General features: G+C 44.3%; 12 protein-coding genes and 1 pseudogene. 4 read left to right on the top strand and 9 right to left on the bottom strand.

From position 1 onward, the window contains the following. Nucleotides 1-54: 54 nt before the first annotated feature. From EV213_RS14205 to EV213_RS14165, 9 genes are all read right to left on the bottom strand, one after another. Nucleotides 55-600, bottom strand: a complete 546-nt coding sequence (locus EV213_RS14205) for a hypothetical protein (RefSeq protein ID WP_133581212.1) — start codon at nt 598-600, stop codon at nt 55-57. 1,641 nt (nt 601-2,241) lie between these two features. Then, nucleotides 2,242-3,624 (bottom strand): VWA domain-containing protein, encoded by a 1,383-nt coding sequence (locus tag EV213_RS14200; RefSeq protein WP_166639323.1) that lies wholly within the window; start codon nt 3,622-3,624, stop codon nt 2,242-2,244. A 43-nt stretch (nt 3,625-3,667) separates the two neighbouring features. Beyond that, nucleotides 3,668-4,372: a vWA domain-containing protein gene (locus tag EV213_RS14195; protein ID WP_133581210.1), complete on the bottom strand. Its 705-nt coding sequence runs from the start codon at nt 4,370-4,372 to the stop codon at nt 3,668-3,670. Then, a complete protein-coding gene (locus EV213_RS14190) occupies nt 4,335-5,057 on the bottom strand; it encodes a VWA domain-containing protein (RefSeq protein WP_166639322.1) in 723 nt (240 codons plus the stop codon). The genes EV213_RS14195 and EV213_RS14190 overlap by 38 nt, the downstream gene beginning before the upstream one ends. Before the next feature lie 235 nt (nt 5,058-5,292). Next, entirely contained in the window at nt 5,293-6,435 is a 1,143-nt protein-coding gene (locus tag EV213_RS14185) for a mannitol-1-phosphate 5-dehydrogenase (protein ID WP_133581208.1), read from the bottom strand. Beyond that, a complete protein-coding gene (locus EV213_RS14180) occupies nt 6,432-6,869 on the bottom strand; it encodes a PTS mannitol transporter subunit IIA (protein ID WP_133581207.1) in 438 nt (145 codons plus the stop codon). Before EV213_RS14180 ends, EV213_RS14185 begins: the two co-directional genes overlap by 4 nt. Before the next feature lie 4 nt (nt 6,870-6,873). Further along, nucleotides 6,874-9,006, bottom strand: coding sequence for a BglG family transcription antiterminator (locus EV213_RS14175; RefSeq protein ID WP_133581206.1), 2,133 nt, complete (start codon nt 9,004-9,006; stop codon nt 6,874-6,876). A gap of 36 nt (nt 9,007-9,042) precedes the next feature. Next, the gene (locus EV213_RS14170) at nt 9,043-10,461 is read right to left on the bottom strand and encodes a PTS mannitol transporter subunit IIBC (protein ID WP_133581205.1); all 1,419 of its coding nucleotides are present in this window, start codon (nt 10,459-10,461) and stop codon (nt 9,043-9,045) included. Nucleotides 10,462-10,652: 191 nt separating this feature from the next. Further along, nucleotides 10,653-10,838 carry a hypothetical protein gene (locus tag EV213_RS14165; RefSeq protein WP_133581204.1) on the bottom strand — a complete coding sequence of 62 codons (186 nt, stop codon included), beginning with the start codon at nt 10,836-10,838 and terminating at the stop codon, nt 10,653-10,655. Between the two features lie 140 nt (nt 10,839-10,978). Here EV213_RS14165 and EV213_RS14160 point away from each other — a divergent pair, with 140 nt between their 5' ends. From EV213_RS14160 to EV213_RS21080, 4 genes and pseudogenes are all read left to right on the top strand, one after another. Beyond that, nucleotides 10,979-11,869: an alpha/beta fold hydrolase gene (locus EV213_RS14160; protein ID WP_133581203.1), complete on the top strand. Its 891-nt coding sequence runs from the start codon at nt 10,979-10,981 to the stop codon at nt 11,867-11,869. 517 nt (nt 11,870-12,386) lie between these two features. Beyond that, the gene (locus tag EV213_RS14155; protein ID WP_133581202.1) at nt 12,387-13,184 is read left to right on the top strand and encodes a helix-turn-helix domain-containing protein; all 798 of its coding nucleotides are present in this window, start codon (nt 12,387-12,389) and stop codon (nt 13,182-13,184) included. Between the two features lie 70 nt (nt 13,185-13,254). Next, nucleotides 13,255-13,620, top strand: a complete 366-nt coding sequence (locus EV213_RS14150; protein WP_133581201.1) for a nuclear transport factor 2 family protein — start codon at nt 13,255-13,257, stop codon at nt 13,618-13,620. Nucleotides 13,621-13,649: 29 nt separating this feature from the next. Beyond that, nucleotides 13,650-13,775, top strand: a pseudogene (locus EV213_RS21080) (carbohydrate ABC transporter permease); the annotation flags it as partial. Between the last annotated feature and the right edge of the window lie 173 nt (nt 13,776-13,948).

The raw sequence follows: 13,948 nt of genomic DNA, 5'->3' as shown, positions 1-13,948 counted from the left end.
AACCACGACTATTACAAAGCGGGAATTTTAGTTGAGTGTAACCGGCATCAACTTTCAGGGTAAAGTGTCAAGCACTGATTTCGAGGTAGAACCTTCTTCATAAGTGATTTTTTGCAAGACTATTGTATTTCGAAGCATGTCATTTACTTTTTTAACAGTATTAATCAATTCCTTATGTGTAACAATAATAGCTTCACAAGTTTTGATAAGTGACGAACACGCAGCGATAACATCATTATTTTTTGTAGCGTTTTTTATTTTGTGAAGTTTTTCTTTTGTTTCCTTAAACTGTTTAATTCTTTTTTCTCTTGCCCAAAGGTATCCTATTTCTCTTATATCTGTAAGGCTTTTCATATATATATTAGCAATCATACAAACGTGCTCCACCTTTTCTACTGGAGGAATTTTTCCATCTTCCGCTACAATAATTTGCTCCTCCAGTTTCGGGGCAAAGGCGAGGTAATAAAATTCAGTTCCCCCATGAGAAATTTTTGGAATAGTTAATAACAATGATTCATTTTGAGTTTCAAAAGGTTTAGATGCTTCGACTACTGCTTGAGGTATCTTCACACTCTGCACAAGTTCTGTTTTTTTTATCATAGATAAATCCTCCATGTTAATAGGACTTTACATAATGAGAATAGTCGATTGTTACCATATAACAATGATATGTTTTGAGCATAAGCTATAAAATGTTAATCCCATTTTTAAGAACTAACATTGTCATAACGATTTAAACTCGATGTATGGAGCAAACTTTCCCTCCTCATTCACCACCAGCTGTCACAAGTGTGTAGTGCAAAACAATAGTGCATAACTTTGCAAGCCGATATTTCGTTGCAACTTTACACGGAGAGTTGGGCGTGCTAGCCTTTTTGGCAAAGCCAAAGCCTTATGGCGCATGGCTTCTTGGCGTTTAGTGCATGCCCATAGAGGCTCCGTGTCAAGTTGCATTACTATGTAGGAGCAATTGCAATGTTATGCATTTCTACATTGCCTAACACAACAAGCGAAATCCAACAACTCAGTGATTCACCAGCTGCAAAGAAAACACGACGATTGCTCTTTAGGCTTTGGGGAATGATAATGTTGATGCAGCAATTCATGTACTTAACATAAAGGATAGACAGGCCTATTCCATGCCATTTTGAGTTTGCGCTAATTATTGTTGTCCTCGAACTTCACCCATAAACAATGAAACAATACTAAAAAAATAAAACCGAAACCTCCCAAAAGTGCGCTCATAACCACTAACGATGAATCGTAACCAAAACTAGTCTGTAAAGAGACCGAATACCCGTACGAGCCACCACCCGACAGACCAACTATTATAAAGGGCAACAACAGAAAAATCTTTCCAAAGCTATTTCGTTTCTTTCCATAAATTCCATCAAAAATCATCTTCCTGTTTACATGTATTAATACCAGACAAAAGAAATAAAGACATAACAGTACTACGCCTACCCAAAGATGAGCACCAACTACTCTCCACAAAGGGATTAAACAGAACAGTGCCATAATATCCCCGTTTACCACATTAAATAATGCGTTGCTTGAGACAAACTCATACATTTTACGATAATACCCTATAACGGCCCATACCGACAGCACGATCATCACAGTTACCCATACCCAAAACATTGGTATCGACAAGTCTGGACCCAAAACAGGAAAAACTCCGAATATCGCTGGACCGAAAAGGATATTATATACTTTTTAATTAAAACTATTAAGTAGTTGACTTTGATCTCCCACTTTATTTCCTTCCTTTTAATAGCATTTGCTTTCCTCGTATCGTCTACAAAGAAAAGCCGGTGATCATCAACTGCAAAGCGAAGCCATCGTTTTTCCTTTTTGCTCACTGGGGCCACCTTCGATTGATTAGAGATTATGGGTGGAGGCAAAGATTTAAGTTCCAATATTTTCTCTCTCAGCAATTGAATTTGCCTCAACACCTTGGAGATAGATATGACAGTCCCATCATACATAAAACATATATCCTATAGCTATACTCTTTTCTTCAGTATAGCTCCATGTTTTGATAATGTTTGATTCACCTTTGCAGACAAAACCATGTAGTATGTTTGAGGTCTTCTTTTGGTCATCTTTGAACACTGGTCAAGAAACAGAGAGTGGAATTATTTTCTGCACGGTGGCAATCATAATTATCTATATCACCTGCAGAGCCGAAAACAGGTTATAAAACCTGATGAGGTGATAGTCAAACGAAATATTATTCCGCTATCTTTCGCCAGCTTTCTTGTAGACTTCTTCCCAAGTGCTGTCAAAGGTATCTTCTTTTGTCTCGTATAAATGATTTACCTCAGCATTTATAATATCTAAAATCCTAACCACGCGGTCTGTGTTCCAACTATTAAAATCTGAAGATACCGCAGACTCAATTTTCGATGTTTCATACAAATAATCAATTGCAAAATCAATATTGTCATATGCAACTTGTGCTGTTTGATCGCCCATCTGATCTAAATACTCTGCAATGAGGCTTGATCCTCCGGTATTTTCCTCTACCAAATAACTTGTTGCACGCTTTCTCCATTCCTCCCAGCGGTCCGCAATTTCTCTGGCTTTTTGAAACTGCTCTTCCAACGCTTCTTCATGCTGAACGAGGGCGTAAAGGCCGTCCGTCGCCTCCGCAATCTCTTTCAATTGCTCTTCTCCTTCTTGGTCTACGTCGAATCCAATGACGTTAACGATCGGTTGAATGTTAGAGCTGCTGAGGTTTTCAGCAGCTGCTACTGGATCGCCTCCACACATCCCTTTGCCGTCACTGACGATAAACAAGATGTTTGTATTCGTTTCTCCATCGAATTCGCTGAGGTCATTTGTGGCATCCTGGATGGCCAAGGCAAGTGGCGTCCATCCGCTTGGTTCAAAAGCTGCCAGTGCGTCATCCACTTGACCACCATCATACGGCTGAATCTCATAAACGAGCTCGCTGCTTTGACAGGACGCTTCTTTGTCATCGAACGCTGTTGTCCCTTTGTGCCCAAACACACGCAAGCCGACATTCGCCGCCTCCGGCAATTCGTTGGAAAACTGTTGAATCGCTTCTTTAGCAAGATCCATTTTCGTGGAGTCCCCCACCGTTTCCACCATACTACCGCTTGCATCAAGAAGGATCTCCACATTGAGGTTTGGTTTTAATTCATACCGTTCGTCCTCAATTTCGGGAGGAGGCGGCAGATCCGTTAACGCCCATTGATCCGAAATGGTTGAAGGATGAGAGTAATCTTCGGTGAACATAGCGACAATTTTCTTTAGATAGGCTTCTTTTTCCTTTTTGGATGCTTCCTCCGACAATGAAGGAAAACCTTCGAGCACTTCTTTAATTGCTTCGGCGTTTTCCTCAAACGTGGCGCCTGCGAATTCTCCTGTAGGGAGTTCAACCAAATCCTCGATCGTTTCAGGGTAAAGCAGCCACTTCGGTGTTTCGTCCGCTGCCTTTGGCCGGTCCTCGGTCTTCATGTTTGCTTCGTCCGCTTCATTGTTACTTAAATCTGATACTGGTTCTTCTTTTTCCCCATCTGAACAACCACTGATCATCAAAACGGAGAGGAGAATTATAAGACATCGTCTCTTTGTAAAAGGTGTAATGCTTTTCATCGTCTCCTCCTTCACCTGCGAAAGTTCCATTAATCATAAGGAATCATTCATTTTGCTCAGCTTTTGATTCAATTTTTTCCCGCATCTGATCAAAAATTCGGTCTCTTTGGTCATAAAAGCTGCTGGTCACATTATCCTCTATGTCACCTGCCCGGCTGGACCAGTCTCTTCTCATGCCTGAAAGGTCTGCAGACAGGCCAAAATCCATATCATTTTTTTCACTTAGGTAACTTAATGCGAATTTAACATTTGAACGAAATCTGCGGTTTTTATCGACGGTCTCTGACCCATACGCTCTTAATAATACTGTAGCTTTTGATTTAGCATCCCTAATATACTGGATGGATTCACTTTTCCAGCCCGCCCATTTCTCTGCAATTTCTCTGGCTTTTTCAAACTGTTCCTCTAAGGCTTCTTCATGCTGTACCAGGGCAAATGTGCCATTGGCCGCTTTGGCGATTTCGTTTAATTGCGCTTCGCCTTCCTTGTCAACATCAAATCCAATAACATTAACGATTGGTTGAATGTTGGAATCACGGATTTCCTTCGCGGCTTTAACCGGATTTCCACCGCACATTCCCTTCCCATCACTGACGATAAAAAGAATGTTGGTGTTCGATTCGCCATGGAACGCGCTGAGGTCTTTTGTCGCATCTTGAATCGCTTTGGCTAGCGGAGTCCATCCGCTTGGTTCAAACGTTTCCAGTGCATCATCGATGCTTGTCATCATCGTATGGCTGGATGTCATAAAACAGCGCACTGCTTTGACAGGAGATTTCTTTGTCGGCAAACGCTGTCGTTCCTTTATGACCGAACACACGCAACCCTACGTTAGCTTCTTCCGGCAGCTCTCTGGAAAACCTTTGGATCGCTTCTTTGGCCAGGGCCATTTTCGTGTCTCCATCAACGCCCTCTGCCATACTGCCACTGGCATCAAGAACAATTTCAACGTTCAGGTTAGGTTTAAGTTGATAACGACCATCCTGAATGGCAGGTGGCGGCGGAAGATCTTTAATTCTCCATTGATCTGTCACGGCAGATGGTGGCGTGTAGTCTTCGGCAAACAAAGCAATTATATTTTTAACGTAGGTTTCCCTTTCTTGCTGTGACGCTTCTCCCGTGATTTTCGGGAATGTATCCAGAGCTTTTTTGACCTCTTCAGCGTCGTATTCCTCTGCCAGCGAACCAGCGAAGGGCCCAACAGGTAACGATACTAAAGCGTCCATTGTTTCAGGGCGCAGAACGTTCTCCGGTAACTCTGAATCATAGCTATCTATCTGTTGTTCATCTTTCCCACCAACTGCTTTTTCGAGTTCTTTATTATTTGCATTTTCGTTATTTGATGGCTCCTGATTGTCTGTACACCCTGAAAGAATGAAGATTGTGATGACAACAGCAAAAGCCGACCTAACAATAAGACGTAGAGAAATCATATAAACCTCCTGAGAAAAAATTGTTGATTGGTACTTATCAATCATTTGGTATTTTGATCGATATTCCATTGGTTCCAATTATTATCACAGGAATATTTATCCTTCAATCCTCAAGTGTGTAAAAGTGCGTTTTTCTACGAAAATAGATCGATAGTCCCGGTATAGATTTTTGATGATTTATCATAAAGTGTTACGCAAAAAAAGCTTCCCTCAATTAGGAAGCTCCCATATATGACTATGCTGGTAAATAATTCAGAATGGCTGATGTTAATGGGTGGGACGCTGGAAGCTCGGCGATTGTTTCCAGTGTCTTTTGATACCCATGTTGTTTGATCTGTTCTTGAAGCTCCATGGCTTCGGGATCGTTTGGGTAATTGTATTTTAATGCGGCGGAAATGATATACGCTAGCTGACCTGCTGGCTCGCCAGTAGCTTCCGTGTAAAGCTTTGCTGGGCGGATGAGGCGGTCGTTTGGCCCAAGCTTGCGGATTGGTCCGCGGGCGACGCGGGTGACGTCATCTGAGATGTGCGGATTTTCAAAACGCTGGATAATGCGCTCAATGTACGCAGCGTGTTCGTCGCGATCAAAACTGTACGTACGAATAAGGGCTTCACCTGATTCCTTTAACGCGCCTTGAAGCATTGCGCGAATGGATTTCACCTGCAACGCTTCGTTAATTGTGCTATACCCTTTCAAGTAGCCAAGGTAAGCGGCAGCGGCATGCCCTGTATTCACGGTAAACAACTTACGTTCAATATACGGGCGGAGTTCATCCACATACTTGATGCCTGGGATTGGTGGCTGACCGCCTTTCAGATCAGCGGTTTCGACGACCCATTCAAAATACGGCTCAACGGTCACCCGTAGCATATCCTCATGCGTTTGGTTTGGCACAATCCGATCGACAGCGGCATCTGGAAAGCCATACAGCTCGGAGAAGACGGTTTGCTCCGCTCTTTCGAGATAGGTGAAGACATGTTCCTTTAAAGCGGAGCTGCCACCGATCATATTCTCACAAGCAATAATGTTTAGTGGTTGTTGATTGCTTTCGTACCGTTTTCGCAAGCCTTCTGCGAGCAGTTTTGCAATATGCTGAAGAATGTTTGGGCCTACAGCTGTTGTGACAAGATCCGCTTCCGAAATGGCTCGTATCGCGGCATCTGTGTCACTAGCACTGTTAATGCCAGAGACGTTTTGTACTAACGTCTCTTCCTTTTCATCTGTCGCCAGCGCAACGTGATACTGCTTCTGGTCATTAATCGCCTGAATCAGCTTGTCATTGACATCGAGAAAGGTCGTTTCGTACCCTGCTTCAAACAGTAGAGCACCGATAAAGCCACGACCGATATTGCCCGCACCAAAATGAACGGCCTTCATTCAGTGACCTCGGAAAACAAAGCAATGACATCCTCTTTTGAGGTAGAGTTTACGATCGTTTCAATATTGCTTTCTTCAGAGCAAACGATGGCGATATTGGAGAGGATCTCGAGATGTTCATCGCCTTTCCCAGCAATCCCAATCAGCACTCGCACCGTGTTGCCGTTGAAATCAACACCGTCAGGAACGGTTACAATGGCCAAGCCCGTGTGTAACACAGCCGCTTTTGCTTCATCTGTCCCGTGTGGAATCGCTACGCTGTTGCCAATAAAGGTGGAGGTCATTTCTTCGCGTTCAAGCATTTTGTCAATGTACGACGCTTCGACGTACCCATTGTTCACCAAAATATTGCCTGTGTAACGGATGGCGTCCTCTTTTGATGCTAGCTGTACGTTCAACTCGATGTTAGATGTAGGTAAAATGGCTTTGCTCATACACTTACACTCCTTTAGTTGGTCGTTTTTGGAATAGCTCCGCGGCGATTCGTTGGCGTAGCTCTTGTTCGTTTCCTTCTTCAAAAAGCGTTGTGCTTTCTTCGTCCTGAATCAATAGCGAGCTAATCGTGCTTAAGAGCGTCAACGTTTCTTGATCCAATTGTTCTGGCGCCAGCAGCATGAGGATAGTGGAGGCTTTCATGTCCACTTGATCCATTCCCGGCACATCAATCGCATGACTCAGCCTATACATCGTGAAGCTTGGCTGCAAAACGGACGGGCTTCGTGTATGAAAAAGGGCGAGTGATGTTTTTGGAATGCCGAGACCTCCAAGCCTCTGGCGGTGCAGGAGCTTTTCGACAACGCCTGGGCTGTCGCGAAGCGTGTCGTCCTCCTCAAGTTGCTGACAGATGAAGGCAAGCTGTGATGCCAATGTGTCTTGCTTCGTTAATTGTTGAATGCGAAACCCTTTAATAATCATCAGAGCGGCCGTGGAATACTGATGCATTGTGGTTAACTGTTGAACAATAGCTTCCGTTGAGTGCTCCTCCGTCGGCCCAAACGACTTTAACATCTCGCCTTCTTTGTGCACTAATGAAACTCGTATGACGGCTTTTTTGATATTGTGGATATCTGCTTTCGATAAAATAGGTGACGCCAGAATATAGTCATGGGACATTCCTTTTAGAGGAACTGTCGAAACAATTAAGTCATACTGATCAAGATTTAGCTTATCCAAATCAAACAATGAGCGATTATCAATTTGCGTAATCTCGGGCACTTCCTGTTGCAGTCGTGTGGCTAGCAGTTTTGCCGTACCAATGCCGCTCGAACAGATGACGAGTGTGTGCAACGTTCTTTTCGCTTGCCTCTTCAACACATCTGCCGCGATATGCAGCAACAAAAAACCGACTTCATCGTCAGGAAATGAGACTTCAGGAAAGACTTCTCGTGCGCATTCAGCAGTGATGTCAAACAGCTCTGGATACGTTGTGCGAATGTCCTCGAGAAGTGGGTTTTGAATTTGCATGCCTTGGCGCAACCGATAGATCGTCGGCTTTAAATGCGTCATTAGATCATTTAGTAATCGATGACGATCTGTGAGTTGTTCCCCAATCGCCTCTCCGACTAGGCGCAGGAATTCCTTTGCCTGATAGGCCAGGTTCGATAACACGTCCGGCTCATTGGCCTTCAGTTTTGCGCCTAACAGATGCATTGTGATATACCCAATTTCATCTTCCGGAATAGGGATGGAAAAAACGGTCTCCAGACCAGCAATCATCGCCTTGGCAACGCGAAATTCTCTCGTTCCCTTTAACTGCGTAAGCTCCAATGGGTCAAATTGAATTCGACCGCCTTGTTTCAAGCGTTCAATCGCCAAAGCCAAATGAATGACAAGACCGATTCTTGACATATCGGCCAGCTCATACGGCAATCCATCGCTCATCTTCCGAACATGAGCGTCAATCTTCCAAAGCGTGTCTTCGCCGACGAGACCGAGGAGCCGTTGTGAGACAAGACTTAAAGAAGGGGACGACGAAAGCTTTTCTTTAAACGTTGTAAACACATCGTAGGCATCCACATTGCTCGAAATGAGCTGACTGAGCGCAGCCCGCTTGGCTCCTTCTTCACCTTCAATTTTTACACCATATCCCCTTTTTCGTACAAGCAATAAGGCGTGGGATTCAAGCGTTGTCTGAATTTTATCAAGGTCATGACTGATCGTCGCCATCGTCACATGCATGTCGTCCGCCAAGGAAAACAGCTTCACAGGTTCGCTTGCTTGAAGCAGCGCAGCCATAAGCATTGCCTGCCGCTCTTCTGGCAAAAAATCAGTTTTGGTCGCTAGCTGCAACGTATTGGCTAGAGCCTGCTTTGCTTGTTCATCTCCGTGAATCTGCAAACCTGCTCCTGAACGTTTTTGAAGCGTGAGCTGATGTTTTTTCAACACGTCATTAAGCTGTGGGAAGTCGCGATGAATGGTACGCACACTGACGTCTAATTCAGAAGCAAGCTCCTTTACGGTCAACTCCTCCCTGGCATTCAAAAGGAGATCAAGAATTCGTCGTTCTCGTCCTGACAGATACAGTGGCCATCCCTCCCTTCTTCTCTTTTTCCCAAATACACCTAAAGACAATCATCCCTCGTGCACATTGGCAGAGGGACAATTAATTTATTTTTTCAATTCATTGGCTAGCTCTTCATACGCCGGACTGTTTAAGAAATTGTCTACAGATATGTGGTGTGCATCTGGACGTTTATCTCTAGCACGCGAGGTAAGGTCTTTGTGCGTAATGACAATATCTGCATCATCTGGCAACTGATTAATCGCAGTGTTCGTAACAGGGATGTCAATGTCCGCTTCTTTAAACTTCTTCCGCAGTAAGGAGGCACCCATTGCACTTGAGCCCATGCCTGCATCACAAGCGAACACCACTTTGTTCACGTTCGCATATGAAAATTCGCTTTTATCTGTGTCTGCATTGTCTGTTTTGAATGAGTCGCTCACAGAGCTCTTTTTGCCTTTCATGCTCTGCATTTTATCGGCAGCTCCAGCAAGGTCATCTTCCCCTTTGCCAGCTCGAATAATGACTGCCGAAATGAGGAACGAAACCACTGTTGCGACGAGCACCCCAGCTAGTACGGACAATAGTCCTCCATTTGGAGCAAACACGATCAGCGCAAAAATACTTCCTGGAGACGGCGCCGATTGCAAGCCCGCATCAAGCAAGGCAAACGTGAACACACCGCTCATACCACCAGCGATAACGGCGAGAAGAAGCATTGGCTTCATCAAGACGTAAGGGAAATAAATTTCATGAATCCCACCAAAAAACTGGATCACTGCGGCACCTGGTGCTGAACTTTTTGAAGCGCCTTTTCCGAAAATGGTGAAGGCTAATAGCACACCAAGTCCAGGACCTGGGTTCGGTTCAATTAGATACAAAATTGATTTTCCTGTTTCTGCAGCTTCTGCCGTGGCGATTGGAGTAAATATCCCATGGTTCACAGCGTTGTTCAGGAAGAGAATTTTTGCTGGTTCAACAATCAAGCTGGTGAGTGGCAGTAAGCCAGCTGCGACGATGGCTTCCAGGCCGGTTGCCAAGCCAGTTTGCAAGGTAATAACTGCAGGGCCTATTGCCAAAAGAGACAATACAGCCAAAACAGCACCTAGAATACCCGCAGAGAAGTTATTGTATAACATTTCAAAACCAGTTTTTACTTTATCAAGAAAGAGACGATCCACCAATTTCAGCAAATAGCCCCCGAGTGGCCCGACGATCATCGCTCCAAGGAACATAGGAATGTCCGACCCAACAATAACACCCATTGCGGCGATAGCACCTACAACCCCGCCTCGCACATCGTTCATTAACTTACCGCCTGTATAGGCAATTAAGAGCGGTAGCAAGTAATTAATCATTGGACCAACTAAAGCTGCAAGTTTCTCGTTCGGCCAATACCCATCAGCAATAAATAGTGCTGTAATAATCCCCCAAGCAATGAAGGCGCCAATGTTTGGCATAATCATGCTGCTTAGAAAGTTACCGAATTTCTGGACTTTTAAACGCAGTGTGCTCGTTTCAGCCATGCCGTTTTCCTCCCTTTTTTACACGCTTTGTTATTTTTATCTTAAAGCGTTTACAACCGTGATTCAATGCATTGTTAACGCAGTTTTGTCACGGAGGCTGATGACATTTTTTAATAAGCAAGGCGTCTATTTCTGATTGTACAAGCTGTTTCTTCAAAAGACGGGTTCATGTTCAGACAAACAAAAAAGGCTTAGCCCCAAAAGAAATAGGGCTCGCCTTTTTTATCCTCTGTCACTTCAGCGACAAAGCGTTCATATACGTGCAGGGCATCTAGTCCTGATTCTGTACCTTCAAGTTCACTGAGCTGCAATTCATGCAAGGATTTTTCTTCAGACCGATAAGCGTTCTCCAATTGTTTGGCCAACAATCCTTTCACTCTGCCTCTCCCCTTTACGAAATGCTCTATATCTTGTCCTTCCTTTACCATACCACGGATGTGGACATTTTTCGATTCCTTTTTTCATTGTCCTGTTAAACAAGGTATACTAAGTGTGACTGAATCTTAAGGAGGCACCGATGAAACGACGGGAGAAGAAGAAACAAATGCTTGGCCATTTTAAAAACGAGACGGCAAAAAATCGCTTCTTTTCATTATATGATGACGCCCTGTCCCAATGGCCAGCCTCCACGACAATGATGTCTCTTGAAACCTCCTTTGGCACAACCAAATTATATACGTATGGGGCTAGCAAGCAAACGCCTCTGATTCTGCTCCATGGATTGAATGCCACAAGTAACGATTGGGTCAATAATCTTGAAGCCATCGGCAACGAACGCACCGTTTATGTCATTGACATGTTGGGGGATGCAGGGAAAAGTGAACAAACGGATTCCGTCCATTTGCCTGAAGATGCAGTGTCCTGGTTATCAGAGGTTGTCGGTCAGCTTCATCTAACCGCTTTTCATCTCGGCGGCACATCGTACGGAGGCTGGCTAGCACTTCGGTACACTCGTGAGCATGCTTCCCGAGTGAAAAGCCTCCTCTTAACAGAGCCCGCACAAGCCATCGTTCGACTTTCTCTCCTGTTTTGGGCAAAGCTTCTTTGGGCGCAACTGATTGGCCCTGATGCAATGCGAAAGCGATTGTATAAATGGATGTGCGCGTATTCTCCTGACCCATTACAAGAAAAGCTTTCTGTATCCGCCATGAGGGATTTTCGAATGCTGCGAACCCCACCTTTATATATGAAGAAACAAGAACTAGAATCCATTCAGGTGCCCCTCCTCTTGGTGCTCGGCATGAGAAGTCCTGTCCACTCTGCTCGACGAATGCGCAAGCGTGCCCTATCCCTTTGGCCCAACGCTGCGATTCACTTATTTAAAGAAGGAGGCCATCGCGTCCACGCACAATTGCCCCATGAGACAAACAAGCTAATGAAGGATTTTATGGAGAAACTGGACGACTGACTATGGAAAGTTGTTTTTTATGGTTCTTGCCAATTAGTCGTGGTTAACTCTACTATACCTGTCGATGAAAAAATGTGTCTATTCTTTAATCACGTCCTCTAAGGTTTAACAGCTTCATTGTTATCATTTGTCCCTTTCTCAATGTCCGTTGAGAATGGAGGGAAATCGTTTCGTTTTTAAAAAAGTATTCTTTTAAAAAAACAGCGGTCACTAGCGAGACTCCTGCGGGAACAGCGAGCTAAGCGTGACCCCGCAGTGCGCATTCATATGCGCCGAGGAGGCACGCAGTTCGCCCGCGGAAAGCGAGTGTATGACCGCACGTATTTCAGAAACCTATATTCGCACACTGAAACAAGGGTTGTTTTGATAAAGAAGCAGTCGCTGAAATCTAATCAGACGACTATAAGATCAATGTTAATCCGAATTGTGGTGTCAAGCTTTTTATTTCCTTCTTTATCAAATTATGATATAGTATACAGAACAAATGTTCTTCCATCATAATTTTGGAGGTTCTTCAATGACGACAGCCACTCTATTCGATATGAAGGAAATGCAAACCTACATCCAACAGCATCTTGATGAACCGCTCACGCTTACTCATTTGGCTCGTTATGCTTCTTATAGCCCATTCCACTTTTCACGCTTATTTAAAGAAGCAACAGGACTTTCCCCGCAATATTATGTGTCTGCTCTTCGTTTACAAAAAGCAAAGGAACTGCTCCTCCAAACCAATTTGAAAATACGAGACATTGGACTGGAGATTGGTCAACAAAGTTTGGGCACGTTTACGACTCGCTTTACGGATAAGGTCGGTGTAACGCCCTCTCAGTTTCGTCAATCTTCAGAGGACACACAAGAGCTTTTCAGTGTTTTGCAAGCGTTTAACGATTGGACTCATCATAACGCTGCGTTAACGACGGAAGGTGTCGTCCATGGTACGATTAATAGCTCTGCGCCTTTTCAGGGCTGCATTTTGATTGGCCTATTTGCAAAGCCAATTCCAGAAGGATTACCTCTGTATGGCACTTTACTTCCTTCCACTGGCTCCTTTTGCTTCACACATGTCAAACCGGGTTTGTATTATCTAATGGCCACCTCAGTCACATGGGGCATGGGTGCTATGGACGTCCTTTTGCCGCAAACGACGCTTCGCGCATGGTCAAAAGAGCCTATTGTCGTCACCCCTTTTGAACCGGTTCCCCCACAAACATTGACTCTCATACAACCAGATCAAGGAGACCCGCCCATTTTGATCTCCATTCCAGTACTAATGAAAACCTTTCTTGCCCGATCACAGACGTACAGTAATTTTTAATAATAATCACAGCGGATACGACACAGCAAACAACTATTCTTTTGCTCAACCAAACCAAGGAGGGAACGACATGGTAACAACAAAAAATCAGCTTTTTTTCAAGGAATTTAATGAAGCATTCGCCCGAAGTGATATCGCCTTTTTAGCCGATCAAGTCACAGACGATGTCGTTTGGAGGCTTCATGTTGAAGGACGTATCATAGAAGGAAAAGAGAATTTTGTGAAGAAACTTGAGGAAATGAGGATGGACACTGTTGCGATTGAGCTCAACATCGATCAGCTCATCACCCACGGGAAAGTGGCTTCCGTCAACGGGACGATGAGCATGGGCACTCATACTTACGCTTTTTGTGACGTGTATCAGCTCCACGCTCATAAAGACGGAAAAATCAAAGTGATGGACAGCTATGTTCATGACGTCTCTTCAATGAAGTAGAGTGATCCATTTAAACTGAAAAAAACGGTCAGCGATACGCAGATCAAATGAAATACGGCGTCATCATTGTTTCAACTCTCCCGATTCTTGTGCTGTATCCGTTTTTGCAAAAATTCTTCGAAAAGGGCGTGCTCACCGGCTCTGTGAAGGGTTGAGAAGTGAATGGTGTGCATAAAAAAAGCGGTGGCGTCTTTTTGCTAGCAAGGCATTGTCCGCTTCGTCAAAATACTTCGCTTGCACCCTAAAGGGTACAAGTGCAACATCGACTCGAGAAGACCTCGTCGTGTATTCTATGCCACCGGGCACGGCTTCAGCTTCCTCGGAGTCT

Origin of the sequence: Aureibacillus halotolerans (genome assembly GCF_004363045.1) — a bacterium.
Classification (GTDB): domain Bacteria; phylum Bacillota; class Bacilli; order Bacillales; family DSM-28697; genus Aureibacillus; species Aureibacillus halotolerans.
Note: the sequence above shows the minus strand (reverse complement) of the source record. Positions and strands in the feature narration are given on the sequence as shown.

Excerpts from the sequence above, each read along its gene's own strand:
- EV213_RS14190 (WP_166639322.1), bottom strand. The coding sequence starts at position 5,057 with ATGATTTCTCTACGTCTTATTGTTAGGTCGGCTTTTGCTGTTGTCATC.
- EV213_RS14195 (WP_133581210.1), bottom strand. The coding sequence starts at position 4,372 with ATGACATCCAGCCATACGATGATGACAAGCATCGATGATGCACTGGAA.
- EV213_RS14150 (WP_133581201.1), top strand. The coding sequence starts at position 13,255 with ATGGTAACAACAAAAAATCAGCTTTTTTTCAAGGAATTTAATGAAGCA.
- EV213_RS14180 (WP_133581207.1), bottom strand. The coding sequence starts at position 6,869 with ATGAGCAAAGCCATTTTACCTACATCTAACATCGAGTTGAACGTACAG.
- EV213_RS14200 (WP_166639323.1), bottom strand. The coding sequence starts at position 3,624 with ATGAAAAGCATTACACCTTTTACAAAGAGACGATGTCTTATAATTCTC.
- EV213_RS14185 (WP_133581208.1), bottom strand. The coding sequence starts at position 6,435 with ATGAAGGCCGTTCATTTTGGTGCGGGCAATATCGGTCGTGGCTTTATC.
- EV213_RS14170 (WP_133581205.1), bottom strand. The coding sequence starts at position 10,461 with ATGGCTGAAACGAGCACACTGCGTTTAAAAGTCCAGAAATTCGGTAAC.
- EV213_RS14205 (WP_133581212.1), bottom strand. The coding sequence starts at position 600 with ATGATAAAAAAAACAGAACTTGTGCAGAGTGTGAAGATACCTCAAGCA.
- EV213_RS14155 (WP_133581202.1), top strand. The coding sequence starts at position 12,387 with ATGACGACAGCCACTCTATTCGATATGAAGGAAATGCAAACCTACATC.
- EV213_RS14160 (WP_133581203.1), top strand. The coding sequence starts at position 10,979 with ATGAAACGACGGGAGAAGAAGAAACAAATGCTTGGCCATTTTAAAAAC.